The organism is Streptomyces sp. NPDC028711 (genome assembly GCF_055565415.1).
On record NZ_JBVHUJ010000002.1, the window covers coordinates 95510 to 119828 of the forward strand.

At 74.7% G+C, this 24319-nt stretch carries 18 protein-coding genes; 8 read left to right on the top strand and 10 right to left on the bottom strand.

Translation table 11 applies throughout. The annotated features are described in order from the left end of the window. Window positions 1-18: 18 nt before the first annotated feature. Entirely contained in the window at window positions 19-882 is an 864-nt protein-coding gene (locus tag ACZ4VK_RS06280; protein ID WP_468349069.1) for an EamA family transporter, read from the bottom strand. A 104-nt stretch (window positions 883-986) separates the two neighbouring features. Here ACZ4VK_RS06280 and ACZ4VK_RS06285 point away from each other — a divergent pair, with 104 nt between their 5' ends. Beyond that, window positions 987-1559: a helix-turn-helix domain-containing protein gene (locus ACZ4VK_RS06285; RefSeq protein ID WP_468349071.1), complete on the top strand. Its 573-nt coding sequence runs from the start codon at window positions 987-989 to the stop codon at window positions 1557-1559. Window positions 1560-1603: 44 nt separating this feature from the next. Further along, window positions 1604-2170, top strand: coding sequence for a YbaK/EbsC family protein (locus ACZ4VK_RS06290; protein WP_468349073.1), 567 nt, complete (start codon window positions 1604-1606; stop codon window positions 2168-2170). Window positions 2171-2287: 117 nt separating this feature from the next. On the opposite strand, the gene ACZ4VK_RS06295 is transcribed toward ACZ4VK_RS06290, so the two are convergent. After that, window positions 2288-2728 (bottom strand): CoA-binding protein, encoded by a 441-nt coding sequence (locus ACZ4VK_RS06295; RefSeq protein WP_468349075.1) that lies wholly within the window; start codon window positions 2726-2728, stop codon window positions 2288-2290. A gap of 139 nt (window positions 2729-2867) precedes the next feature. Between ACZ4VK_RS06295 and ACZ4VK_RS06300 the strand changes: the two genes are divergently transcribed. The 4 genes from ACZ4VK_RS06300 (at window position 2868) to ACZ4VK_RS06315 (ending at window position 9439) form a co-directional block, all read left to right on the top strand. Further along, window positions 2868-4283 (top strand): PucR family transcriptional regulator, encoded by a 1416-nt coding sequence (locus ACZ4VK_RS06300; RefSeq protein ID WP_468349077.1) that lies wholly within the window; start codon window positions 2868-2870, stop codon window positions 4281-4283. A gap of 25 nt (window positions 4284-4308) precedes the next feature. Continuing rightward, window positions 4309-4935 carry a YigZ family protein gene (locus ACZ4VK_RS06305; protein WP_468349079.1) on the top strand — a complete coding sequence of 209 codons (627 nt, stop codon included), beginning with the start codon at window positions 4309-4311 and terminating at the stop codon, window positions 4933-4935. 296 nt (window positions 4936-5231) lie between these two features. Continuing rightward, on the top strand, window positions 5232-6401 hold the full coding sequence (locus tag ACZ4VK_RS06310) for an exonuclease SbcCD subunit D (protein WP_468349081.1): 1170 nt from the start codon (window positions 5232-5234) through the stop codon (window positions 6399-6401). After that, window positions 6398-9439, top strand: coding sequence for an AAA family ATPase (locus ACZ4VK_RS06315; protein WP_468349083.1), 3042 nt, complete (start codon window positions 6398-6400; stop codon window positions 9437-9439). The genes ACZ4VK_RS06310 and ACZ4VK_RS06315 overlap by 4 nt, the downstream gene beginning before the upstream one ends. Here the strand turns inward: ACZ4VK_RS06315 and ACZ4VK_RS06320 are convergent. The 3 genes from ACZ4VK_RS06320 to ACZ4VK_RS06330 form a co-directional block, all read right to left on the bottom strand. After that, window positions 9429-9878, bottom strand: a complete 450-nt coding sequence (locus tag ACZ4VK_RS06320; RefSeq protein WP_468349085.1) for an Lrp/AsnC family transcriptional regulator — start codon at window positions 9876-9878, stop codon at window positions 9429-9431. The two genes, ACZ4VK_RS06315 and ACZ4VK_RS06320, sit on opposite strands and share 11 nt — an antisense overlap. An 85-nt stretch (window positions 9879-9963) precedes the next feature. Continuing rightward, window positions 9964-11667: a DUF885 domain-containing protein gene (locus ACZ4VK_RS06325; RefSeq protein WP_468349087.1), complete on the bottom strand. Its 1704-nt coding sequence runs from the start codon at window positions 11665-11667 to the stop codon at window positions 9964-9966. A 49-nt stretch (window positions 11668-11716) separates the two neighbouring features. Continuing rightward, complete coding sequence (locus ACZ4VK_RS06330) at window positions 11717-12214, bottom strand: Lrp/AsnC family transcriptional regulator (RefSeq protein WP_384114980.1); 498 nt, start codon at window positions 12212-12214, stop codon at window positions 11717-11719. Window positions 12215-12273: 59 nt separating this feature from the next. Here ACZ4VK_RS06330 and ACZ4VK_RS06335 point away from each other — a divergent pair, with 59 nt between their 5' ends. Then, the gene (locus tag ACZ4VK_RS06335; RefSeq protein ID WP_468349090.1) at window positions 12274-13497 is read left to right on the top strand and encodes a trans-sulfuration enzyme family protein; all 1224 of its coding nucleotides are present in this window, start codon (window positions 12274-12276) and stop codon (window positions 13495-13497) included. Here ACZ4VK_RS06335 and ACZ4VK_RS06340 read toward each other — a convergent pair. The 5 genes from ACZ4VK_RS06340 to ACZ4VK_RS06360 all read right to left on the bottom strand — a co-directional run bounded on the left by ACZ4VK_RS06340 (window position 13427) and on the right by ACZ4VK_RS06360 (window position 23111). Further along, window positions 13427-14857 carry a GNAT family N-acetyltransferase gene (locus ACZ4VK_RS06340; RefSeq protein WP_468349092.1) on the bottom strand — a complete coding sequence of 477 codons (1431 nt, stop codon included), beginning with the start codon at window positions 14855-14857 and terminating at the stop codon, window positions 13427-13429. The two genes, ACZ4VK_RS06335 and ACZ4VK_RS06340, sit on opposite strands and share 71 nt — an antisense overlap. 88 nt (window positions 14858-14945) lie before the next feature. Then, window positions 14946-17816, bottom strand: coding sequence for a DUF6493 family protein (locus ACZ4VK_RS06345; protein WP_468349094.1), 2871 nt, complete (start codon window positions 17814-17816; stop codon window positions 14946-14948). A 224-nt stretch (window positions 17817-18040) separates the two neighbouring features. Continuing rightward, on the bottom strand, window positions 18041-19651 hold the full coding sequence (locus ACZ4VK_RS06350) for an alkaline phosphatase D family protein (protein WP_468349096.1): 1611 nt from the start codon (window positions 19649-19651) through the stop codon (window positions 18041-18043). Between the two features lie 97 nt (window positions 19652-19748). Further along, window positions 19749-21254: a MocR-like pyridoxine biosynthesis transcription factor PdxR gene (pdxR, locus tag ACZ4VK_RS06355; RefSeq protein WP_468349098.1), complete on the bottom strand. Its 1506-nt coding sequence runs from the start codon at window positions 21252-21254 to the stop codon at window positions 19749-19751. Between the two features lie 1026 nt (window positions 21255-22280). Then, complete coding sequence (locus tag ACZ4VK_RS06360) at window positions 22281-23111, bottom strand: alpha/beta fold hydrolase (RefSeq protein WP_468349100.1); 831 nt, start codon at window positions 23109-23111, stop codon at window positions 22281-22283. Window positions 23112-23245: 134 nt separating this feature from the next. Here ACZ4VK_RS06360 and ACZ4VK_RS06365 point away from each other — a divergent pair, with 134 nt between their 5' ends. Beyond that, window positions 23246-24139 (top strand): RNA polymerase sigma-70 factor, encoded by an 894-nt coding sequence (locus tag ACZ4VK_RS06365; RefSeq protein ID WP_468350765.1) that lies wholly within the window; start codon window positions 23246-23248, stop codon window positions 24137-24139. Window positions 24140-24319 lie beyond the last annotated feature (180 nt).

The window sequence follows — 24319 nt, forward strand, 5'->3', positions numbered from 1 at the left end:
TGACCGACAAGACACCCCCTAGCCGGTCGCGAGCAGGACCGTGCCCACCAGGGCGAGGCCCGCGCCCGCCGCCTGGATCGCGCGGAGGCGTTCCTTGAGGACGCCGCGGGCCGCCAGGGCCGTCACCACCGGGTACAGGCTGGCGAGTACGGCGGCGACGGTGACCGGGCCCTGCTGGGCGGCGATCGCGTACGTACCGTTGGCCGCGACGTCCGCGAGGCCGACGAAGGCGAGGGCCGGGAGCGCCGCGCGGACGACCTGCGGGCCGCCCTCGGGGAGGGCCCTGCCGCCGCGCCGCACCGAGACGTAGAGGGCTCCGCCGCCCACCAGGACGTTGGTGACGCGCTGGACGAACAGGGCCAGGAAGAGGCCGGTGACCGTCGTGGAGGCCTCGGCGATGAGCGCCATCACCGACCCGAAGCCGAAGGCCGCGACCAGGGTGAGCAGGACCGCCTGGCGCTGGACGGGCGCCCCGCGCAGCTCCGGTCCGCCGGCGAGGACCACCCCGAGGATCGCCACGCCGATCCCGGCGAACTGGACGAGTCCGGGCCGGTCGCCGACGAGAAGGCCGACCGAGACGGGCACGACGACGCCGAGCGAGCCGAGCGGGGAGACGACGCCCATGGGGCCGAGCGCGAGCGCCTTGTAGAAGGCGAGCATGGCCGCGGGGCCGACGACACCCGCGCCGACGGCGTACCAGAGCTCCGGTCCCGCCTCCGTCCAGGCGCCGGTGGCCAGGACGACGGCGCCGAGGACGAGGACCGCGAGGACCTGGGAGACCACGACGACCGTGAGGGCGGGGATCCGGCGCGTGAGCAGCCCCCCGCCGAAGTCGGCGAGGCCCCACAGAAGGCTGGTGGCCAGGGCGAACAGGGCGGTCATGGGTCCTCGCAGTCACGGACGGCAGTACAGTGCAGTGAACAATCGGGTACACCTCACCGTAGTTCAATGCATTGAACTCTGTCATCCAGAATATTGGACGGAATGTGTCGGACCTCGACCAGCTCACGCAGTCGCTCGCCCGGAACCTGAAGCACTGGCGCAAGGAGCGGGGCTTCACCCTGGACGTCCTCGCCGCGCGGTCGGGCGTCAGCCGGGGCATGATCATCCAGATCGAGCAGGCGCGGACGAACCCCAGCGTCGGCACCACCGTGAAGCTGGCCGACGCCCTCGGCGTCTCCATCACGACCCTCCTCGACTACGAGCAGGGCCCCCAGGTCCGGCTCGTCCCGAAGGACCAGGCCGTCCGCATGTGGTCCACCCCCCACGGCAGCCACACCACGCTCCTCGTCGGCACCGAGGCCCGGGGGCCCCTTGAGCTGTGGTCCTGGGCCCTCATGCCGGGCGAGGGCAGCGCCTCCGACCCGCACCCCGAGGGCGCGGTCGAGCTGCTGCACGTCACCGCGGGCGTCCTCACCCTGGTCGTGGACGGCGAGGAACACCTGCTGCCCGCCGGTACCTCCGCTACCTTCGAGGCCAGTACGGCACACGGCTACCGCAACGACGGAACCGAGCCAGCCGAGATGACGATGGCCGTCTCCATCCCGCCCGTACGCTGAGACGCCCAACCGCGCACCGGGCGGCGGTTGTTAGCGTGAGCCGCATGCGCGCACCCATCGGAGACTTCGACGACGCCAGGCCCGCCCCCGACTGCCTCGACCTGCTGACCGGCCCGGTCGCCGCCGCCGTCCGTGCCTGGAGCGGGCCCGTACCGGCCGAGCAGCTGCTGTACGTGGACACCGACCCGGCCATCGCCGACACCGCCGTCTTCGTCGAGCACCACGGGGCCGAACTGCTCGACGCCTCCGCCAACTGCGTCGTCGTCGCGGGCAGGCGCGGTGAGGCGACGACCCTGGCCGCGTGCGTCGTGAGGTCGGCGACCCGGGTCGACGTCAACGGGGTCGTACGCAGGCATCTCGGCGCCCGCAAGGCCTCGTTCGCGCCGATGGACACGGCGACCGGCGAGACCGGCATGGAGTACGGCGGCATCACCCCCGTCGGCCTCCCCGCCGCCTGGCCCCTCCTCGTGGACGCCGCCGTGATCGACATCCCGTGGGTGCTCGTCGGCAGCGGCCGCCGCCGCGGCAAGCTCATCCTCCCCGGCAAGGCCTTCGCCCACCTTCCTGGCGCTGTGGTCCTGGAGGGCCTGGGCGTACCGGTGGGCGGCTGAGGGGTACGTGGCCGGCGGGCCCGTGGGCAGCTGACGGGTTCACGGTCGGCGGGCCGGTCAGTCGGGTCGCGCGCCGGTCAGCGAGACGGGGGCCGATCGGCCGAGACCAGGCCGGTCTCAGCCGAGACGCGGGATCTCGATCGCGGGGCAGCGGTCCATGACCATGTCCAGGCCCGCCGCGCGGGTGCGGGCGAAGGCCTGCTCGTCGATCACGTCCAGCTGGAACCAGACCGCCTTGGCACCGATCGCGACGGCCTCGTCGGCGATCCCGCCCGCCTGCTCGCTGTTGACGAACACGTCGACGACATCGACCGGGAAGGGGATGTCGGCCAGGGACGCGTAGCCCCGCTCGCCGTGGACGGTCTCCGCCTTCGGGTGGACCGGGACGATCCGCTTCCCGTGGCGCTGGAGGACGGCCGCCACCCCGTACGCGGCCCGCTCCTGGTTCGTGGAGAGGCCCACCACCGCCCACGTGTCGCCCGTGGACGTCAGGATCCGCCGTACCGCCTCCGACGCGGAGTGCTCGGTGGGTTCCGTGGTCGTGGTGTCGACGCTCATCGTTTCTGCTGCCTCTCCTCGGCGTGTGGCCCGTCCTCCCGGTCAACGAGCCGTCCCGTGCCGTGATTCCCGTGCGGACGATCATCCCTCCCACGCCCGCCGTCGGTCTCCGCCGGATTCCGGGGTTACGGTCACTGCCATGACGCACAACCCGGCGGCGCGACCCGGCTCACGCCGCACCTCCCCGCGGGGCTCGGGCGGCTCGGGCGGCTCGGGCGAGAGTCAGCCGCCCCCTCGCGGGTCCGGCCTGACCGGCTCCGGCGGCCCCAGTGGGGACCCCACCCCCCTGACCGGATCCGGCGCGCTCCGCCGCTCCCTCGCCACCGCCTTGCTCGCCGACATCGAGCGGCTCACCGACCGCGCCGTCGACGACATCCGCGCCCACGCCGGTACGTACGCCTCCGACGCCCCCGTCACCCGCGAGGACCTCCGGGAGATCTGCCGCGACAACCTGCTGCGCGCCCTGGAGGACTTCGGCGGCCTCCGGGCGACCGGCGGCGACTTCGCGGGGGCGGCCCGCGAGACCGGTCGCCGCCGCGCCGAGCAGGGAGTGCCGCTCGACGCCGTCCTCCAGGCCTACCGGCGCGGTGGCCGGGTGCTCTGGCAGGTCATGGCCGAACACCTCCGGGTCAGGGCGGGGCGGGACTCCGACAGCCGCGACGCCGAGCTCGACATGGCGAGCGGCGTCTGGGAGACCATCGACCGCTACTCGGTCGTCATGGCCGACGCGTACCGGACCGCCCAGCTGGAGCTGCAGAGCCGCCAGGAGACCCGGCGCGTCGCGCTCTTCGAGGCGCTGCTCGACGGCCGCGCCGACGACCCCGCCATCGCCTCGGCCGCCGCGGCCGCGCTCGGCGTCCCCGCGGCCGACCGGTACGTCGTCGTGGTCGCGGCCCAGGACCCGGCCGCTCCGCCGCATCCCGCGCCCGTCCTGGAGGCCCAGGGCCTCTGGTCCTTCTGGCGGCCCCGCTCGGGCCGGTACGCCGGCATCGTCCGGCTGCCCCGCCGTGACGCGCCCGCCGGCCGGCCCCCTGCGGGCGGCCAGGGGACCGACCCCGCCCTGCGCGCCCTCCTCGCCGCCCTGGGCGGGCGGACCGGGGCCACCGCCGGTGTCTCCCCGGAGTTCGAACGCCTCTCCCAGGCGGGCCGCGCCCTGCGCCTCGCCGAACAGACCCTCCGCACCCTCCCCGCGGGCAGCGGCGAGATCGCCGTCTTCGACGACCGCCTCGTCGAGGTGCTGCTCAGCGGCCGCACCGACATCGCCGAGCGGATCGTCACCGTCCACCTCGGGCCGGTGCTCGCCACCGGCGGCGAACGGGCCGCGCTCCTCTCCACCCTCCGGGCCTGGCTCGACAACGGCTGCTCGGCCTCCCGGGCCGCCGACCGGCTCTACTGCCACCGCAACACCGTCCTCAACCGCATCGGCCGCGTCGCCGAGCTCACCGGCCGCTCCAGCGAGTCCGGCGAGGCCCGCCTCGGCTGGGCCCTGGCCCTGCGCGCCCTGCCGTACGCCGGGCTCGGGGCCTGGGCGGATCCCGGCCGCCGGGGAGCGTGACACCGGGGGAACGTAGGCTGGCCGGATGCAGGAGCAGTACTTCACGTTGGCCCGCGAGGGTGTGCACGAGACCGAGATCAACCGGTCGCGCTTCCTCTGCGCGCTCGCGCCCGTCGCCGACGAGCGGGAGGCGCAGGAGTTCGTCGCGCGCGTCCGCAGGGAGCACCCGACCGCCACCCACAACTGCTTCGCGTACGTCATCGGCGCCGACGCCTCCGTCCAGAAGGCGAGCGACGACGGCGAGCCCGGCGGCACGGCGGGCGTCCCCATGCTCCAGATGCTGCTGCGCCGCGAGATGCGGTACGTCGCCGCCGTCGTCACCCGCTACTACGGCGGCGTGAAGCTCGGCGCGGGCGGTCTCATCCGTGCCTACGGCGGAGTGGTCGGCGAGGCCCTCGACGCGCTCGGCACGGTGACCCGGCAGCGCTTCCGGCTCGCCACCGTCACCGTCGACCACCAGCGCGCGGGCAGGCTGGAGAACGATCTGCGGGCGACCGGGCGGGCCGTCCGCGAGGTGCGGTACGCCGACGCCGTCACCATCGAGATCGGACTCCCGGACAGTGACGTCCCCGCCTTCCGCGCCTGGCTCGCCGACGCCACGGCGGGCACGGCCTCGTTCGAACCGGGCGGCGAGGCGTACGGCGACGTCTGAGGTCCTGTACGTGATGCCGGACGCCTGAGGTCTCGTACGTGAGGTGAGGCCCGGCCCGCCGACGCCCGACGCCCCCCGCGTGACCCCCGACACGTGACGGCCGCGCCCCCGCCCGTCCCCGCAGGCCGCCGCCCCGCCCGTACTCCCGTGATCCCACCGCCCGTTGAGCGCGCGGGCTCCCTCCCGTCGAGGAGCGCGTACGGCCCCGACCACCCGCCCCGGCGGGATAGCGTGGAGGCCGCACACGACGGGAACCAGTGGCGAGGAGCGGCGCACATGCGGGGTGGGACGGCATCGTGAGGCTCCTGCACACCTCGGACTGGCATCTCGGCCGGTCCTTCCACCGCGTCGGCCTCCTCGACGCCCAGGCCGCCTTCCTCGACCACCTCGTGGCCACCGTCCACGAGCACCGGGTGGACGCCGTCCTCGTCGCCGGCGACGTCTACGACCGGGCCGTGCCCTCGCTGCCGGCCGTCGAGCTCTTCGACAGCGCGCTGCACCGCCTGGCCGGGGCCGGGGTGCCCACCGTGATGATCTCCGGCAACCACGACTCGGCCCGCCGCCTCGGCGTCGGCGCCGGACTCATCGAGCGGGCCGGCATCCACCTCCGTACCGACCCCGCCGGCATCGGCACCCCCGTCGTCCTCGCCGACGACCACGGCGAGGTCGCCCTCTACGGCCTGCCCTACCTCGAGCCCGCCCTCGTCAGGGAGCGGCTCGGCGCCGAGAAGGCCGGTCACGAGGCCGTGCTCGCCGCCGCCATGGACCGGGTCCGCGCCGACCTCTCGGCCCGCCCCGCCGGCACCCGCTCCGTCGTGCTCGCCCACGCCTTCGTCGCGGGCGGCGCGGCAAGCGACAGCGAGCGGGACATCACCGTCGGCGGCGTCGCCGCCGTCCCCGCCGGAGTCTTCGACGGCGTCGACTACGTCGCCCTCGGCCACCTCCACGGCTGCCAGACCCTCACCCCGCGCGTGCGGTACTCCGGCTCCCCCCTCGCGTACTCCTTCTCCGAGGCCGACCACCGCAAGACGATGTGGCTGATCGACCTCGGCGCCGACGGAGCCGTCCTCGCCGCCGAGCGGCTCGACTGCCCCGTCCCGCGGCCCCTCGCCCGGATCAGGGGACGGCTCGACGACCTCCTCGACGACCCCGCGCTCACGCCCCACGAGCAGTTCTGGGTCGAGGCCACGCTCACCGACCCCGTACGCCCCGCCGACCCCATGGCCCGGCTCACCGGCCGCTTCCCGCACACCCTCAACCTGGTCTTCGACCCCGAGCGGACCGGCGACGACCCCGGCGCCTCCTACGCCCAGCGGCTCAGGGACCGCACCGACCAGCAGATCGCGGAGGACTTCGTGGCCCATGTGCGCGGCGGCGCGGCCCTCGACGGGGCCGAGCGGACGGTCCTCTACGGCGCCTTCGACGACGTACGCGTCGACACGGCCGAGCGCGAGGTGGGCCGGTGAGGCTGCACCGCCTGGAGATCACCGCGTTCGGCCCCTTCGGCAGCACGCAGACCGTCGACTTCGACGCCCTGTCCTCCGCCGGCCTCTTCCTCCTCCACGGGCCGACCGGCGCCGGCAAGACCTCCGTGCTCGACGCCGTCTGCTTCGCCCTGTACGGGAGCGTGCCCGGCGTCCGGCAGACCCCCGGCCTGTCCCTGCGCAGCGACCACGCCCCCCTCGGCACGTCCACCGAGGTCGTCCTCGAACTGACCGTGGGGGAGCGGCGCCTGGAGATCACCCGACGGCCCGCCCAGCAGCGCCCCAAGAAGCGCGGCGACGGCTTCACCACAGAGAAGGCGCAGACCTGGCTGCGCGAGTACGACCCGGCCACCGGCACCTGGGCCGGGCTCAGCCGCTCCCACCAGGAGACGGGGGAGGAGATCACCCAGCTCGTCGGCATGAGCCGCGAACAGTTCTGCCAGGTCGTCCTCCTCCCGCAGGGCGACTTCGCGAAGTTCCTGCGCGCCGACGCCGAGACCCGGGGCAGACTCCTGGGCCGTCTCTTCGACACCCGGCGCTTCGCCGCCGTCGAGGAGCGCCTCGCCGAGCTCCGGCGCGCCGCGCAGCAGCAGGTCGAGGACGGCGACGAGCGACTCCTGGCCCTCGCCCACCGGGCGGGCCAGGCCGCCGGGGGCCTCGGCGTCGCCCGTACCTCCGTCGAAGGAAGGCCCGGCGACCCCGGGCTCGCCGAGGCGATCCTCGGCTGGGCCGCCGTCGCCCGCAGCGAGGCCCGCGAGGCCGTCGACATCGCGCGCGTACGGCTCGACGCGGCCGAGGCGCGGCAGAGCGCCGCACGCGCCGCCCTCGACGCGGAGAACGACCTCGCCGCCCGCCAGGCCCGGCACGCCGACGCGCTCCTCCGCCAGGAGCGGCTCACCGCCCGCGCCCCCGAGCGCGAGCGGCTCCAGGCCGCCCTCGACCGGAGCCTCAAGGCGGACCGGGTGGCTCCCGCGCTCGGGCTGCGGGAGGACGCCGAGCGGGAGCACGCCACCGCGAGGGCCGCCAGGGAACGCGCGCGCGCCCTGCTGCCCGCCGACCTCGCCGACGCCGGGGCCGAGCACCTCTCCGCCCTCGAACACCGGCTCCGGGAGGAGCTCGGCGGCCTGGAGGCGGCCCGCCGCGCCGAGCGCCGCGCCGCCGCGACGGCCGAGGAGCGTGCCGTCCTCGCGCGCGAGGCGCGCGCCGACGACGACGTCCTCCGCGACGCGGCCGACTGGCTCGCGGGCTGGGAACCGCGCCGCGCCGCGCTCACCGAGCGCGTCGAGGCAGCCCGCGACGCCGCCGCCCGTGCCGAACACCTCGCGGGCCGCCTCGAACCCGCCCGCCGCCGGCTTGCCGCTGCCCGCCGCCGTGACGCGCTCGCCGAGGACACCCGGGCGGCCGAGGAGCGCCTCGCGTCCGCCCGCGAGCGCCGGAACACCACCCATGAGAGCTGGCTCGACGTCAAGTCCCGCCGTCTTGAGGGCATCGCCGCCGAACTCGCGGTCACCCTCACCGAGGGCGAGCCCTGCCAGGTCTGCGGCTCCACCGCCCACCCGGCCCCCGCCCGTACCACCGCCGACCACGTCGACCGCGCCAGCGAGGACGCCGCCTACGCGGCCTACACCCGCGCCGAGGAGACCCGTACGGCCGCCGAACGCGACCTTGCCGTCACCCGCGAGTCCTGGTCGGCGGCCCGCGCCGACGCCCTGGCGGGCAGCACGGTCACCGAGGCGGCCGAGCCGTCCGTCCGTGAACTCTCCGAAGAAGTCGAGGAGTTGGCCCGTCTGCACGCCGAGGCCCACGCGCTCGCCGGGCAGAGCCACAGCGCGCGGGAGGCGCTCGCGCGGGCCGAGCGGGAGTACGAGGAGCGGGTCGGCGCCCAGCGGGAGGCCGAGCGGCGGGTCGCCGCGCGGACCTCGCGGCGCGAGGCCCTGGAGCGGGAACAGGCCTCCCTCGACGAGGAACTCGCGCGTGGCCGCGGCGCGTTCGCCAGCGTGGCCGAGCACGCCACCCGCCTGGAGCGGCGGATCGCCCTCCTGGTCGACGCCACCGGAGCCGTACGCTCCGCCGAACTCGCCGCGCAGCGCCTCAAGGAGGCCGACGACCGGCTCGCCGACGCCGCCTACCGCGCGGGCTTCACCACCCCCGCCGAGGCGGCCGCCGCGCTCCTCCGCGAGAGCGAGCGGCGGGACCACCAGCACCGCGTGGACGCCTGGCAGGCCGAGGCCGCCGCCGTCGCGGACCGGCTCGCCGAGCCCGGCACCGCGGCCGCCGCCGCCCTCCCGCCCGCCGATCCGGCCGCCGCCGAGGCCGCCCACGCCGCGGCCGAACGCGCCCTCCGCGAGGCCGCCTCCGCCCTGGCCGCCGCCCGCGACCGGGCGACCGACCTGGCCGGACTCTCCCGGCAGGCCCTGACCGAGGCCCACCGTCTGGGGCCGCTCCGCGAGGAGTACGACCGGGTGGCCCGCCTCGCCACCCTCACCGCCGGCACCTCCGCCGAGAACGAGCGCCGGATGCGTCTGGAGTCGTACGTCCTCGCGGCCCGCCTCGAACAGGTCGCCGCCGCCGCGACCGCCCGCCTCCGGCGGATGTCCTCCGGCCGCTACACCCTCGTCCACTCCGACGCGCGCTCCGGAGGCAAGCGGGCCGGGCTCGGTCTGCGCGTCGTCGACGCCTGGACCGGCAACGAGCGCGACACCGCCACCCTCTCCGGCGGCGAGACCTTCTTCGCCTCCCTCGCCCTCGCCCTCGGCCTCGCCGACGTCGTCACCGACGAGGCGGGCGGCGTGCGGCTCGACACCCTCTTCATCGACGAGGGCTTCGGCAGCCTCGACGAGCAGACGCTCGACGAGGTCCTCGACGTCCTCGACTCGCTCCGCGAGCGGGACCGCAGCGTCGGCATCGTCAGCCACGTCGGCGACCTGCGCCGCCGGATCCCGGCGCAGCTGGAGGTCGTCAAGGCGCGCCAGGGCTCGGAGGTACGGCTGCGCACCGGAGGGGACGCGCTCAGCGGCTGAGCGAACGCCGGGGCAGCGGCGAGGAGTAGACCACGCTGGTGGTCACCGCGCCGAGCGTGGCGATCTTCCCGGAGATCTCCTCCAGGTGCCGCATGGAGCGCGCGGCCACCTTGAGGACGAAGCAGTCGTCGCCGGTGACGTGATGGGCCTCCAGGACCTCCGGCGTGGTGTCGAGCAGGTCGTGGAACGGCTTGTAGTTGCCGTGGGGGTAGCGCAGCCGTACGAAGGCGAGGATGGGCAGGCCGAGCCGGTCCTGGTCGACGGTCGCCGTGTACCCCGTGATCACCCCCGCCTCTTCGAGGCGCCGCACCCGCTCGGTCACCGCGGACGGCGACATCGACACGGTGCGGGCCAGCTCGGCGAAGCTGGCGCGGCCCTCGGACTGGAGGGCTTCGAGAATGCGCCAGTCGGTGGCGTCGGGGGTGTACTCGCCGGTCATGAACGCTCGCTGGTCATGAAACGAGGAATACAGGGGATTCCCCGGTCGATCAAGTGATCGGCCGGGGAGATCCGCCGCTCACGGTTCAGAGGCGCGAGAGTTCCTCGACCAGGTCGTCGAGGCCGAGGGGGCCCTGCGAGAGCGCCGCCATGTGCCAGGCCTTCGCGTCGAAGGCGTCGCCGTGCGCCGCCCGCGCGTTGGCGCGGCCGAGCAGCCAGGCACGCTCGCCCAGCTTGTAGCCGATGGCCTGGCCCGGCATCGAGAGATAGCGGGTCATCTCGCTCTCGACGAAGGACGGCGGACGGCTGCTGTGCCGCTGGAAGAACTCCTGGGCGAGCTCCGGGGTCCACCGCTCGCCCGGGTGGAACGGAGAGTCTCCGGGGATCTCCAGACCCAGGTGCATGCCGATGTCCACGATGACCCGGCAGGCGCGCATCATCTGGCCGTCGAGGTAGCCGAGCCGGCGCTCCGCGTCGGGCAGGAAGCCGAGCTCGTCCATCAGCCGCTCCGCGTAGAGCGCCCAGCCCTCCGTGTTGGCGCTGACCTTGCCGATGGTCGCCTGGTAGCGGGAGAGCCGGTCGGCGACGTGCACCCACTGCGCGATCTGCAGGTGATGGCCGGGAACGCCCTCGTGGTACCAGGTCGACACCAGGTCGTACACCGGGAAGCGGTTCGTGCCGTCCACCGGCAGCCAGGTGCGTCCCGGACGTGAGAAGTCCTCGGACGGGCCGGTGTAGTACGGCGCGGCGGCGCCGCCCGACGGAGCGATGCGGGACTCCACCCGGCGCACCCGGTCGGCCAGTTCGAAGTGGGTGCCGTCGAGGGCCTCGATGGCCTCGTCCATGAGCTCCTGGAGCCAGACCCGGACCTCCTCCACCCCCTCGATGTGCGTGCCGTGCTCGTCGAGGTGGGCCAGCGCCTCCCAGGGGCCCGCGCCGGGCAGGATCTTCTCGGCCTCCGTCCGCATCTCGCCGAGCAGCCGGTGGTACTCGCTCCAGCCGTACGCGTACGCCTGGTCGAGGTCGAGGTCGGTGCCGTTGAAGAAGCGGGTCCAGCGCTGGTAGCGCTCCCGGCCCACGGTGTCCGGGGCGTCCGCGACGGCGGGGGCGTACACGTCCCGCATCCAGTCCCGCAGCGCCGCGACGGCGGCGGAGGCGTCCCGGCCGGCCTTCGTGAGCTCGGCGCGCAGCTCATCGGACAGGGTGTCCGGCCCCGCCGTGGCGAACTCCTCGAACCAGCCGGGCTCGCCGGTCTCCGCGCCGGCCCACTCGGTGAGCTGTCCCACGAAGGTGGCGGTGGGACGCGGCCCGCCGCGCAGCCCCCGCTCCAGGCCGAGGGCGAGCGAGGAGCGGTACCCCTCGAGCGCCTCGGGCACGGCGCGCAGCCGGGCGGCGACCGCCGTCCAGTCCTCCTCGGTCTCCGTCGGCATCACGGTGAAGACGATGCGGACGCTGTGCGCGGGCGAGCGCATGTTGCTGACCGTGCGCAGCCCCTCCTGGGCCTCGTGCATGGCGATCTCCGCCGTCAGACGCTCCCGCAGCAGCCGGGCGCACCGCCGCTCGGCCTCGCTGTCCGCGCCCGGGGCGCGCTCCGCCTCGTCGAGCCGGGCGAGCGTACGCCGTGCGAGGTCGGCCACGGCCCGCTGGCCGGCCGGCGAGAAGTCGGGCAGCAGTCCGGCGCTCTCCTTGACTCCCAGGTACGTACCGGTGATCGGGTCGAGGGCGATGAGTGCGTCGACGTGGTCGTCGGCGACCTGGCGGGGCAGCGGGCTGCTGGGTGTCTCTGGCATGGGGGTCATCCTGGCCTCTCCGGCGGGCCCGCGTCACCCTCGTCGGGCCTCAGTCGGCTGACAAGGAAGGGCCCGTGGAGGGTGGCAGAAGCGGTCCGCACTCCCACTGCTGGAAGATCAGCCGGGTCTCGACGCGGGCCACCTCACGGCGCGAGGTGAACTCGTCGAGCACGAGTCGTTGCAGGTCGGAGGGGTCCGCGACGGCCACGTGCACGAGGTAGTCGTCGGGTCCCGTCAGATGGAAGAGCGCACGGGACTCCGGCAGGGCCCGGATCCGGTCGACGAACGGACCGATCAGTTCCCGCCGGTGCGGGCGGACCTGGACGAGGAGAAGCGCTTCGAGCCCACGGCCGAGTTTGGCCGGATCCAGTCGTAGCTGGTGTCCGAGGATGACGCCCGTGCGGCGCAGCCGCGCCACCCGGTCGAGGCAGGTGGACGGTGCCACTCCGACCTCGGCGGCGAGCTCACGATAGGTGGTCCGGGCGTCGTTCTGCAGGAGGCGAAGAATGTGCAGATCGACCGCGTCCAGTACGACAGAATCAGCCATCGGCCGAACGTAGCACGGCCACTCCCCCCTACTTCCCGGTATCCGTTCACAGTGCCGCCATGGACGCCATGGACTACGGCTCCTCGGTCACCCCGAGGGCCCTCGCCACCGAAGCCGTGCACGCCGGCCGCGAAGACCTCGCCTCGCTCGGGCTGCACGCCCCGCCGCTCGACCTGTCCACCACCTACCCCTCGTACGACGCGCGAGCCGAGGCCGCGCGGATCGACGAGTTCGCCACCACCGGTGCCCGTCTCGACGGGCCGCCCGTCTACGCCCGGCTCGACAACCCCACCGTGGCCCGCTTCGAGGAGGCCCTCGCCCGCCTGGAGGGCGCCGAGGCGGCGGTCGCCTTCGCCAGCGGCATGGCGGCCCTCACCGCCGTCCTCCTCGCCCGGGCGAGCCAGGGCCTGCGCCATGTGGTCGCGGTCCGTCCGCTGTACGGCTGCAGCGACCACCTCCTGGACGCCGGACTGCTCGGCACCGAGGTGACCTGGACCGACCCGGCGGGCGTCGCGGACGCGATCCGGCCCGACACCGGCCTGGTCATGGTGGAGTCGCCCGCCAACCCGACCCTCGCCGAGGCGGACATCCGCGCCCTCGCCCACTCCTGCGGCTCCGTGCCGCTCCTGGTCGACAACACCTTCGCCACGCCGGTGCTCCAGCGGCCCGTCGAACAGGGCGCCCGCATCGTGCTGCACAGCGCGACCAAGTACCTCGGCGGACACGGCGACGTCATGGGCGGGATCGTCGCCTGCGACGAGGAGTTCGCCCGTACCCTCCGCCAGGTCCGCTTCGCCACCGGCGGGGTGCTCCACCCCCTCGCCGGCTATCTGCTCCTGCGCGGGCTCTCCACCCTGCCGGTACGGGTACGGGCGGCGTCCGCGACGGCGGCGGAGCTCGTACGGCGGCTGGCCACCGATCCCCGGATCGCGCGGGTCCACTACCCGCGGATCGGCGGCGCGATGATCGCCTTCGAGGTGTACGGCGACCCGCACGACGTCATCGCCGGCGTCCGGCTCATCACCCCGGCCGTCAGCCTCGGCAGCGTCGACACCCTCATCCAGCACCCGGCCTCCATCAGCCACCGCATCGTGGCCGAGGGAGACCGGCGCTCGGCGGGCGTCAGCGACCGGCTCCTGAGGATGTCGGTGGGGCTCGAGGACGTCGAGGACCTGTGGCGGGATCTGACCCAGGCGCTCAGCGCTCGGCCCGTCAGTGCCGCTGCTGCTGTTCCCGCTGCGGACGGGCGGCCGGTCGCGGTGCCGGGGTCAGCCGGGCGGTGATCACCAGGGTGCCCTCCTCGATCTGGTAGTCGAGGGGCAGGTTCAGCGCCCGCATCGCGGCCACCATGCCGGTGTTGGACGACTGGGTCACGGCGTACACGCTCGCGCAGCCGGCCTCCTCGGCCATGGTCACGAGCCGGCCGAGGAGTTCGGAGCCGATGCCGCGCCGCTGCCAGTCGTCCTCCACCATCAGCGCCACCTCCGTCTCGTCGCCGTCCCAGAGCAGATGCCCGAGGGCGACGAGACGGCCGGAGGTCGTCTGCACGGCGAGGGTGCGCCCGAAGCGGGGGCTGAGCAGATGGTCGAGGTAGCGGTCGGCGTCGCCGACGGGGCCGTGGTAGCGCAGACCGAGCGTGCGCGCCGAGCAGCGGTCGTGCATGGCGCGCGCGGCCGGCAGGTCGCGCTGGTCGGCCCGGCGGACGGTGATCTCGTTGCCCTCGGGCAGGGTCAGCACGTCCTGGCTGTGCGGGACGCGCGGCCCGAGCCGCGCGTCGAGCTCCACCAGGGCGCGGGCCCGGGCGAACTCGGTCGGGGTGAAGGGGAGATAGGGCCGCTCCACGATGAGCGTGCCGCCGTTCGGGTCGCGCAGCCGCATCACGGTCTCCTCGAGGACGCCTTCGACCGGGGCGTGGTCGCCGGTGGGACGGCCCGTGAGCGAGACGGCCGGCACGGAGTGGAGGGTGCAGCGGCCGAGCAGCTGGCGCAGCGCGAGCGGCAGTTCGGCCGCGTCGAGCGCGGTGCGGGTGGCCAGGCCGAGGACCCGGGTGGGGGTGTCCACCAGGTCGTGGGCGTCGGCCCGCTCGGTCCAGGTGTCGCGACCGCCGGCCGCCGCCGTCTCGCGGGCGAGGGCGTGGGCGGAGAGATCGGCGGGGGCGCGCAGCAGGAACTCGTCGACCGTTCCGTCGGCGAGCGGGTGCGTCTGGAGGGTGAGGATGTCCACGCCCAGGCGGGCGAGGACCGTGCACAGGGCGGCGAGGCTGCCCGGGGTGTCGGCGACGGTGGTCCGCATCCGCCACAGCGTGGTCCCGACGGGCACGCCGGACTCCTCCTCCCGCTCCGGGCTCGCCGCCGCGGTGGCCCCGTCCGGGCGGGTCGCGGTGGGGTGCCCGCCGGTGTGACCGGCGGGCGGGGCATGGCTCGCATGACTGCGCCTCCGGGCCCACCAGGTGTGGAAGGCGGCGGTGGCGACGAGGGCGATCGCCGAGAAGACCAGGAGATAGTGGCCGTCGGGCCCCTTGGCGATGGTCTTGGCGATCGTGTCGGCCACCACCACGGCGGTGAACAGTGCGGCGAGCTCGATCAGGTCGTGCCGCCAGTGGTGGGGGCGGCGGGCGCTCTTCGAAGACGTCACATCGGTCATGACCTCACTGTGACCCAGTGGTGTTGCGTGATCACGAACGCTTTGTGACTGACGGGTTAAGCGCCCATCTGGCGGCTTAAGGAAGGATTCAGGCCGTTTCTGTCGGGCTCCGATCGATCCGCTGACGGAGTGCGTTCAGCAGGCGCTTCGCCTGGGTGGCGAGCTGGGTGGAACCGCCCCGCGCCACCACCGCGTCGAGCCCCGGCAGGTCGCCGCCGGCCCCGCACCGCTCCACGCAGTCGGCCGCCACCGCGAGCAGCTCGCCGAGACCCCGGACCGGTTTCGTCACGGCCAGCGGCTCAGGCAGCGCCGCCGCCAGGACCGCCCAGACCGTGCCGTACGCCCCGGTGGCCGCCGCCGTCCGGGCCGCGTCCGCCAGCCGGTTCGGCTTCACCGAACCCTCGGCCACCAGCCACCCCAGCTCCTCGCCCACCCGGCGCGCGTCCAGATCACCCCGGGCCGCGAGCACAAGGAGCGCGTCCACCGCCCGCAGCCGGTCGTCCGCGTCCCCGCCGCCCAGACCGAGCGCCAGGGCGAGCGCGACGGACCGGCCGACCCGGCCCTCGGACTCCGCCATCCCCGTCAGCGGCTCGCTCGCCTCCCGCGAGCCGTCGACGGCACCCGCGAGCGACGGCACGACGCAGGCCGCGAGCACCTCGCGGTCCGCCGGCAGCACCGAGGCCCAGTGCTCGGCGCCCTCGACCGAGTGGTGGCAGCGGCGCGGCATCGCCTCCAGCGTGCCGCCCAGCCACCGGAAGGCGGGCGGGAACTCCTCCCTCGGTACGGCCCGGTCGGCGAAGTCCACCACCAGCCGGTCCCGCACCCACCACCGCAGCAGCGTCCGGTCCTCCTCCCGCCGGAGGAACCGCACGGTCACCGCGAGCGGCTCGTCCGCCCGCAGCCACGCGGCCAGCCGCCGCCCGGCCGGAGACCCCAGCGCCTCCGCCTCCCCGGCCGCCCGCCCGGCCGACGCACCGCTCCGCAGGACCCTCAGCAGGGCCTGCGCCAGATCCGCGGGAGCGGGCTCGACGCCCGCGTCCCGGCAGACGCGCAGCCGCTCCACCAGCACCAGCGGGTCGATGCCACCGGTCTCCACGGTCGGCGCGGCGAGGAGCAACGGCAGGGCGTCCGTGCCGATCAGGGCTGCGGCCTCCCACAGCCGGGTGTCCCTGATCCCCGTGAGCGCCTGGTGGAGGCAGTCCGGCGTCTCCTGTCCCCGCGTCAGGCGGGCCTCGATCCACGAGGCGTCCACCACCCCGACCAGCCCCGCGAGCACCGCGTGGAGTCCATGGGAGTGGTGCGTGAAGTGGTGGGGCTGCTCCCAGTCCGCGACGGTGAACGCCTCCCGTACCGCCCGTGTCAGCTCCTCACGGTCCCGGTGCGCGTGCCGCACCAGGCCGTCGAAGGCCCGCTCGAACCGCACCGGGTCGTCGGAGACCTCCCTCGCGAGCAGCTCCTTCACCAGCGCCTCGACCGTCGACGCCGGAGGCTCCACCGACCGGGGTGCCGGCACCGGCGGCAGGATCTCCTCGTACGGCATCCGGCTCTCGTCCGCCAGGACCTCCCCGAACAACGCGACGGCGCCCGGCCGCAGGGAGGGGCTCAGCAGCCCGGCCTGGTCGGCCAGTTCCGCCCGCACGGAAGCGTCCACGGCGGACAGATGGCGGCCCACCAGCTTCAGCACCCGCTCCTGGAGGCCGGTGTCCTCGTGCCCGAAGAGCTCCGCCACGGCGGGCAGCAGCGCGCCCGCCGCGCCCGGCTCCCGCGCCAGTACCCTGCCGACCAGGACCAGTTGCGCCTCCACCAGCTTCTTCTCGGTCCGGAACAGCGCCGCGCCCGACATCTCGGCCAGCACGTCGGTCGACAGCTCCCCGTCCGCCGCCAGCCCCGCCAGAGCCTCCTGCGCGTACCCCGCGACCGGCGACGGAGCGTCCGCCACGATCCCGATCAGGTCCGGCACCCGCTCCCGGAACTCCGCCGCGGTCGGCTCGACCCGCCGCAGCACCTCCAGCGGGAACCGCATGTCGTGGAGGCGACCACCCCGCAGCAGCCGGGAGACGGCGGCGTCCACGACCCGGGCCCGGTCGAGCAGGCCCTCGGCGACGAGCGCCGCGACCGCCGTGGGCCAGTGCCTCCGCGTGTCGTCCCCGGCCGCCCAGGTCAGCTGCTGCGGGGCCTCCGGCATCGCCAGGGCGTGGACCGTCAGGACCGGCGTCTGAGGATCCTCGCGAAGCTGGTCCAGGAGCAGGGGAGCGTCGGCCCTCCGCGACCAGCGGCCGCCGGGGGTGATCTCACGGGTCCAGGCGCGGACATAGCCGTCGGACGCCGGCACCGGGCAGCCGGACCGCTCCACCAGACCGCGGATCAGCCCGTAGCTGTCCTCCGCCACGGCCGGCCGCGCGGCGAGCCGGTCCGCGAGATCGGCCAGCCACTCCGGATCGCGGTCGGCGGTCACCCGCAGCACCAGGTCGCTGTCCGCCGCACACCAGTCGAGCAGGTCACGGCCGCCGAGCCAGGTCGCCGCCGCCGACGCCCCCGGGTGACAGCCGGCCCCCGCGACGTACAGCGCGCGCCGGACGTCGCCCGCCTCTCGCGGCCGCTCGGCCTCCCAGCTCCGCACCTCGGTACGCAGCACCTTCAGCCGGGGGACGGCGGCCTTGCGCTCGGCGGCGCCCAGGGGCTCAAGAAGCGCGGGCACTTCTTCGGCACGTCCCGCGCGTACCGCCTCCATCAGCTTCTCGACGCCCACGGCCTCGTTGGTCCCTACGGCCTTGCCGGGCCTCACGGCCTTGTCCGACCCCGTGGCCTTGCCGATCCCCTCGGCCTGCTCCATCCCCACGGCTTTGCCACTGCCCCCGGGCTGCTCCGTCCCCACGGCTTCGCCGCTGCCCCCGGCCTTGCCGGTGCCCACGGCCTTCTCGAGCCCCTCGGTCCTCTTCGTACCCGCTGCGTGATCCATGCCGTCCACCCCTGCCCCGTTCCCCGTCCTCCGCGTTTCCGCCTCGGACCCCGTCAACGCACCGCTCCCGCCGCCGGATCGGCGACTCTCGCACCCCAGCGGGCGAGCGACCGTACGGATCGCGTCATGGGTACGACGGTAGGTCCCGGCACTGACAATCACCGGGGGCGGAGCCGGCCCCGCCCCCGGCGCTACTGCCCCGGCCGCAGCACCCCGCCCTGGACCTACTGCCCGACCCGACCCGGCCGCAGCACCTTGCTGAACAGCACCGACCCGCCCTCGGCGCGCAGCCGCACTGTCAGTTCCCCGCTGTCGCCGTCGATGTCGACCTCCCCGAAGTACTGCGGGCTCTCCATCGGCGACAGGTTGGCCCGCTCCGGCGCCCGGACGAACACCCGCTCGGGACCGAAGGTCGCGTCGAGGGCGTTCGCCGGGAATCCGCCCGCCGCCAGCGGCCCGGACACGAACTCCCAGAACGGCGCGAAGTCCTTGAACGCCGCCCGCTCCGGTGCGTAGTGCTGCGCCGAGGTGTAGTGCACGTCCGCCGTCAGCCACAGCGTGCCCGTGATCCGGCGGTGCTTGACGAACCGCAGCAGCTCCGCGATCTGCAGCTCACGGCCCAGCGGCGCACCCGGGTCGCCCTGCGCGATGGCCTCGTAGTTCGCCGCGCCGTCCGGTACGACGAGGCCGAGCGGCATGTCCGCCGCGAGCACCTTCCACACCGCGGTGGAGGCGGCGAGCTCCCGCTTGAGCCAGGCCAGCTGCTCGGCGCCGAGGATGCCGGTCGTGTCGTCGGCCTGGCGGCCGGGGGAGTTGGCGTTCCGGTACGAGCGCATGTCGAGCACGAACACGTCGAGCAGCGGCCCGTACCGCACCACCCGGTGCATCCGGCGGTCCCGCCCCGCGCGCGCGTGGAGCGTGGAGACCGGCGTGTACTCGCCGAAGGCGCGCAGGGCACGCGCGGCCAGGACGTCCACGTCCTTCTCCGTGTAGCGCGCGTCGTCCAGGATCTGGCCCGGGTACCAGTTGTTGCGCACCTCGTGGTCGTCCCACTGCACCACCGACGGCACCTGCGCGTTGAACGCGCGGACGTTGTGGTCGAGCAGGTTGTAGCGGAAGTTGCCCCGGTACTCGTCGAGCGTCTCCGCGACCTTCGACTTCTCCGGTGTCGTGACGTTCCGCCAGATCCGGCCGTCGGGCAGCGTCACGCTCGGCTGGATCGGCCCGTCCGCGTAGATCGAGTCGCCGCTGCACAGGAAGAAGTCCGGGTCGAGACGGCGCATCTCCTCGTACGCGCGGAAGCCGCCGATGTCCGGGTTGATGCCCCAGCCCTGCCCCGCGATGTCCCCCGACCACAGGAAGCGGACCCCGTCGCGGCGCCGGTCCGGGGCCGTGCGGAAGGTGCCGACGACCGGCTCGCCCGTACGGCGCGGATCGTCCGGGTCGGCGAGGGTGACCCGGTAGTGGATCTGCTCGCCCGCGGGCAGTCCGCGCAGGGCGGTGGTGCCCGTGAGGTCTGTGCCCGGACCGACCAGCGGCCCGTGGTGGCGGCGTACCCGCCGGAACGACTCGCTCGCCGAGGTCTCGACGAGCATCCGCGCGGGACGGTCCGACCGTACCCACACGAGCCCGGACGAGCTCGTGACGTCGCCCGTCTGGACGCCCCACGCGGCGCGGGGCCGGCCGGACAGCGCGAAAGCGGGCGCGGGCGCGACGAGACCGGCGCCGCCGCCGAGGGCGAGCGCCGCCGATGCGGCAAGCGAACCGCGCAGCACGCTGCGGCGGGCGGGGGCGGGGGCGGGGGCGGGGGAGGTACCGGGTACGGGCTGGGACATGGAAGGGCCTCCGAGGTGATGTCCAGGCGGCGGGGGGCGTCGCCCCATGCCTAACGGCCGGGGACGGCGCCCACACGAACCCCGCGTGAACAGATCATCAGGCCTCTGCCCGTCCGGAACCCGTGAAGGACTCACCCCGGCCGACCGCCTCCGCCACCAGCCGTATCCCGGTCGTCACGGCCGACGGCGCCAGGTGCGCGTACCCGATGACGAGCCGTACGTCCCCGTCGGCGGGCCGGGCGGTGCCGTACTCCTCCAGGGGCCGCAGCGCCACCCCCGCTTCCGCCGCCCGCGCCAGGAAACGTTCCGGCGGGCCGTAATCCCCCGGTACGCGCGCGATGACGTGCAGTCCGGCCGCGATGCCGCTCACCCGGGTGCCGGGCAGATGCTCCGCGAGGGCGGCGAGCAGGGCGTCCCGCCGCTCCCGGTAGGCCCGTTGGCAGCGGCGCAGCTGCCGGTCGTATCCGCCCCGCGTCACGAACTCCGCGAGCACCGCCTGGTCGAGTACGGGGTTGCCGAGGTCCATCGTCCGCTTGCGCTCCACGACCTCGCCGAGCAGCGCCTCGGGGACGAGCATCCAGCCGAGCCGCAGGCCGGGCGCCAGCGACTTGCTGACCGAGCCCGCGTAGACGACCCGCTCCGGATCGAGTCCCTGAAGAGCGCCGACGGGCGCCCTGTCGTACCGGAAGTCACCGTCGTAGTCGTCCTCCAGGACGTAGCCGTCCACGGTCCGTGCCCAGTCGAGGAGTTCGGCGCGGCGCTCGGCCGACCAGCTGATCCCGGACGGGAACTGGTGCGAGGGCGTCACGACCACGGCCCGCAGGCCCGAGGCGACGAGCGGTCCTGTCCGCAGCCCTTCCTCGTCCAGGGGCAGCCACACCGTGTCCAGACCGGTCGAGGCGAACAGCCGTCCGTGCTCGGGACTCCCCGGATCCTCGATGCCGACCGCGCGGAGCCCCCGCGCCCGCAGGACGAAGCCGAGCAGCGTCGACGCCTGCGCCACGCCAGAACAGACCACGAGCCGCTCCGCGTCGGCCACCACACCCCGGCGCCTGGTCAGCATCCCGGCCAGCGCCTCCCGCAGTTCGGGCACCCCGCGCGGGTCCGGATATCCGAGCGCCGGATGGGGGAGCCGTGCGAGGACGGCCCGCTGGGCCGCCGCCCACGCGGCCCTCGGGAAGAGCGACAGATCGGGGGTGCCGGGACGGAAGTCCACCCGGACGCGGGGCGCCCCGGTAGCCGGGCCGTGGGCACCGCGCACCGGCGTGCCGCCGTCAGGACCGGACGCGTGACGACCGTCCGCCGCCGGGGAGCGGTCCGTCTGCCGGGCCCTCGCCGCCTCACCGACCCAGGTGCCCGCGCCCCGGTCGCTGCGCAGATACCCCTCGGCCGTGAGCTGCTCGTACGCCTCGGTGACGAGGCCCCGGGAGACGCCCAGGTCGGCCGCGAGCTCACGTGTCGACGGCAGCCGGGTCCCGGCCACGAGCCGCCCCGAGCGCACGGCCTCGCGCAGCGCCTCCTGAAGGGCCCGCCCGCGCCGCCGCGCCGGTGCGCCGACGGCCGGCAGGAGCAGCTCCCAGGCCGCCTGTCCGTGACTGTTCATACGCGTGACCCTCCTCGCCGTGCGGTCCGCCGCCGTCCAGTCCGCCGTCCAGTCCGTCATCCGGTCCGGCCGAAGTGGTCCCCGATGGCGTGTCAGAAGTGGACCTTAACCGGGGCCGCGCGGCTTCCTACCGTCGGAACCATGAACGCGAACGCCTTGCGCGGGGTCCTCCTGGTGACCCTCGCCTACGCCCTCGTCGGCGCCTCCTTCACCGCGAACAGCCTGCTCGGCGCGTACCCGTACGCGGGCGGCCAGGCGCTGCGCTACGGGGCGGCCTGTCTGCTCCTGATCCCGCTCATCGGCCGCGGCGGCCTCGCCCCGCTGCGGACCCTGACCCCCCGTCACTGGCTGCGGCTCGCCGCCCTCGCCGGGGTCGGCATGGTCGGCTTCAACATGGCGGTCCTGGCCGCCGAGCGGACGGCCGAGCCGGCCGTTCCCGGCGTCCTGGTCGGCTGCGCCCCGGTCGTCGTCGCCGTCCTCGTCCCGCTGACCGAGGGCCGCAGGCCCGCCCCGGCCGTGCTGTACGGAGCGCTGCTCGTCGCCGCCGGCGCCTTCACCGTGCAGGGCTGGGGGCGGACGGACCTGGCCGGGATCGGCTGGTCCGTGGCCGCGCTCGCGGGCGAGGTGGGGTTCACGGTGCTCGCCGTGCCGGTGCTCCGGCTGCTCGGGCCGAAGCTGCTCACGGCCGCCGTCTGCGGGGTCGGTGCGGTGGAGGCGGCGCTCGTGGGTCTCGTGGTGGACGGGGCCGCGTTCGTGCGCCTGCCGACGGCGGTGGAGGCGGGCGCCCTGGTCTGGCAGGCGGTCCTCGCCACGGTGGTCGGGTTCGTCCTCTTCTACATGGGCGTCCAGCGGGTCGGCATGGAGCGGGCCACTCTCTTCACCGGCGCGATCCCGGTCGCCGCCGCGTTGAGCGCCGCGCTGGTCGCCGGTGCCGCGTTCGGCCTGCCGCAGGCGGCCGGCGGTCTGCTCGTGGGGGCCGGCGCCGCCGTGGGCACCGGCCTGTTCGCCCGGAGGCCCCGGCGGGCCTCAGCGGCTGCCGTCCAGGATGACGCGCGCGACGAGGGCCGGATCGTCGCTCATGGGCACATGACCGCAGCCCGGCAGCCGGACGAGCCGCGCGCCGGGCAGGATCCGCTTGGCGCGGACGCCCTGGCGGGGAAGGAGCAGCCGGTCACGGCTGCCCCAGGCGACGGTGACGGGCACCCCGGGGACGTCGTCTCGGAAGCGCACGGCGCCGCCCGCCTCCAGGGTCCGCCGGAAGCCGGTGGCCCCGCGCAGCGCGAGCGTCTCGGCGCGGACCGCCTCGGGTGAACGGCGCCCGGGGCGTGCGTAGATGCTGCCGGCGAGCACGGTGCGTCCCGCGGCGGTACGGGAGAGGCGTTCGATCAGCGGGACGGGCATCGACCGGGCCGCGCCGCGCATCGCCCGGAGCGTCACGAAGGCGTACCGCCGCTCGCCCTCCGACCAGAACCCGGCGGGGGAGAGCGCGGTGACCGAGCGCACCCGCTTCGCCCGGCCCAGCTCCAGGGCGAGCAGCCCGCCGAGCGAGTTCCCCGCCACATGCGGCCGTTCGACGCCGAGGGCCGCGCAGAAGGCGTCGAGCACCCCGACGACGCCGGCCAGGTCGTAGGGGCAGCCCTCGGGCAGCTCGTCGGAGGCGCCGAAACCGGGCAGGTCGACGGCGATCACGTCCCGCTCGGCCGCCAGGACGTCCAGGACGGGCTCCCAGGCCTGCCAGTGGTGCCCGATGCCGTGCAGGAGCAGCAACGGTTCGCCCGCTCCCCGGCGTTCGTACGTGAGGGACGCCGTGCGGGGACCCGCCGGGGTCCCGATCGTGAGCATGAGCCGTGCGGGCATGCGGACTCCCGTCCCGAAGCTTGTCAGACATCCCGTCAGGGAGAATTACCCATGAGTAGCCTGGAGTTCAAGACCCCCGTCCGAAACTGGACAGGCCGACCCCGGTGGGCTGGGATGGGTGCGTGCCCACCGATATTCCGACCGACACACTGACCGAACTCTTCGAGGAGCACCGCCCGATGCTCCTCGGCGTCGCCTACCGGATGCTCGGCCGCGCCGCCGACGCCGAGGACGTCGTCCAGGAGGCCTGGCTGCGCTGGACCGCCGAGGACCGGGCCGCCGTCCGTGAACCCCGCGCCTTCCTGGTGCGGATCACCACACGGCTCGCCATCGACCGGCTGCGCCAGGCCCAGGCGCGCCGCGAGGCCTACGTCGGCCCCTGGCTGCCCGAGCCCGTCGTCACCGACTTCGGCCCGTCCGCCCCCGACACCGCCGAGCGCGCCCTGCTCGCCGACTCCGTCTCGCTCGCCGTGCTCGTCGTCCTCGAATCCCTCTCCCCGCTGGAGCGGGCCGTCTTCGTGCTGCGCGAGGCCTTCGGCTTCCCGTACGGCGAGATCGCCACCGCCCTCGACCGCTCCGAGGCGGCCGTACGCCAGCTCGCCGGGCGCGCCAGGCGCCACGTCGACGAGGGCAAGCCGCGCTACGACGTCGACCCGGCCGAGCGCCGAGACCTCACCGAACGCTTCCTCTCCGCCGCTGCGGGCGGCGACCTCGGCGGGCTCCTCGCCCTGCTCGCCCCGGACGTGCGCCTCGTCGGCGACAGCGGAGGCAAGGCCAGGACGCCGCGGCGGATCATCGAGAGCGCCGACAAGGTCGGACGCTTCCTCGCCGCCACGTCCAAGGGCGCCGACGCCCTGTACGAGATGCGCGTCATCGAGGTCAACGGCGCTCCCGCCGTCCTCGTCCTCACCGAGGGGCGGCCCGACACCCTGCTCCAGATCGAGGTCCGCGACGGGCGCATCCAGTGCGTCTACATCATCCGCAACCCCGACAAGCTCCAGGGCTTCGCCCTCTCCGACGGGGGCTGATCCCCACCACGGCACCGGAAGCCTCCGGATCACGCCAAGCGGCCGGAACCCACCCCGTCTCCCACCCCCGGGAGGCGGGGTCTTCGCTGCGCGGGGCTCACGCGGGCGCGAACGTCCTGTGAACGATCTAGGTCAGAGGGTCACATTCGGGGGCGTTCGGCAGAGGATTGGTCTTGACCA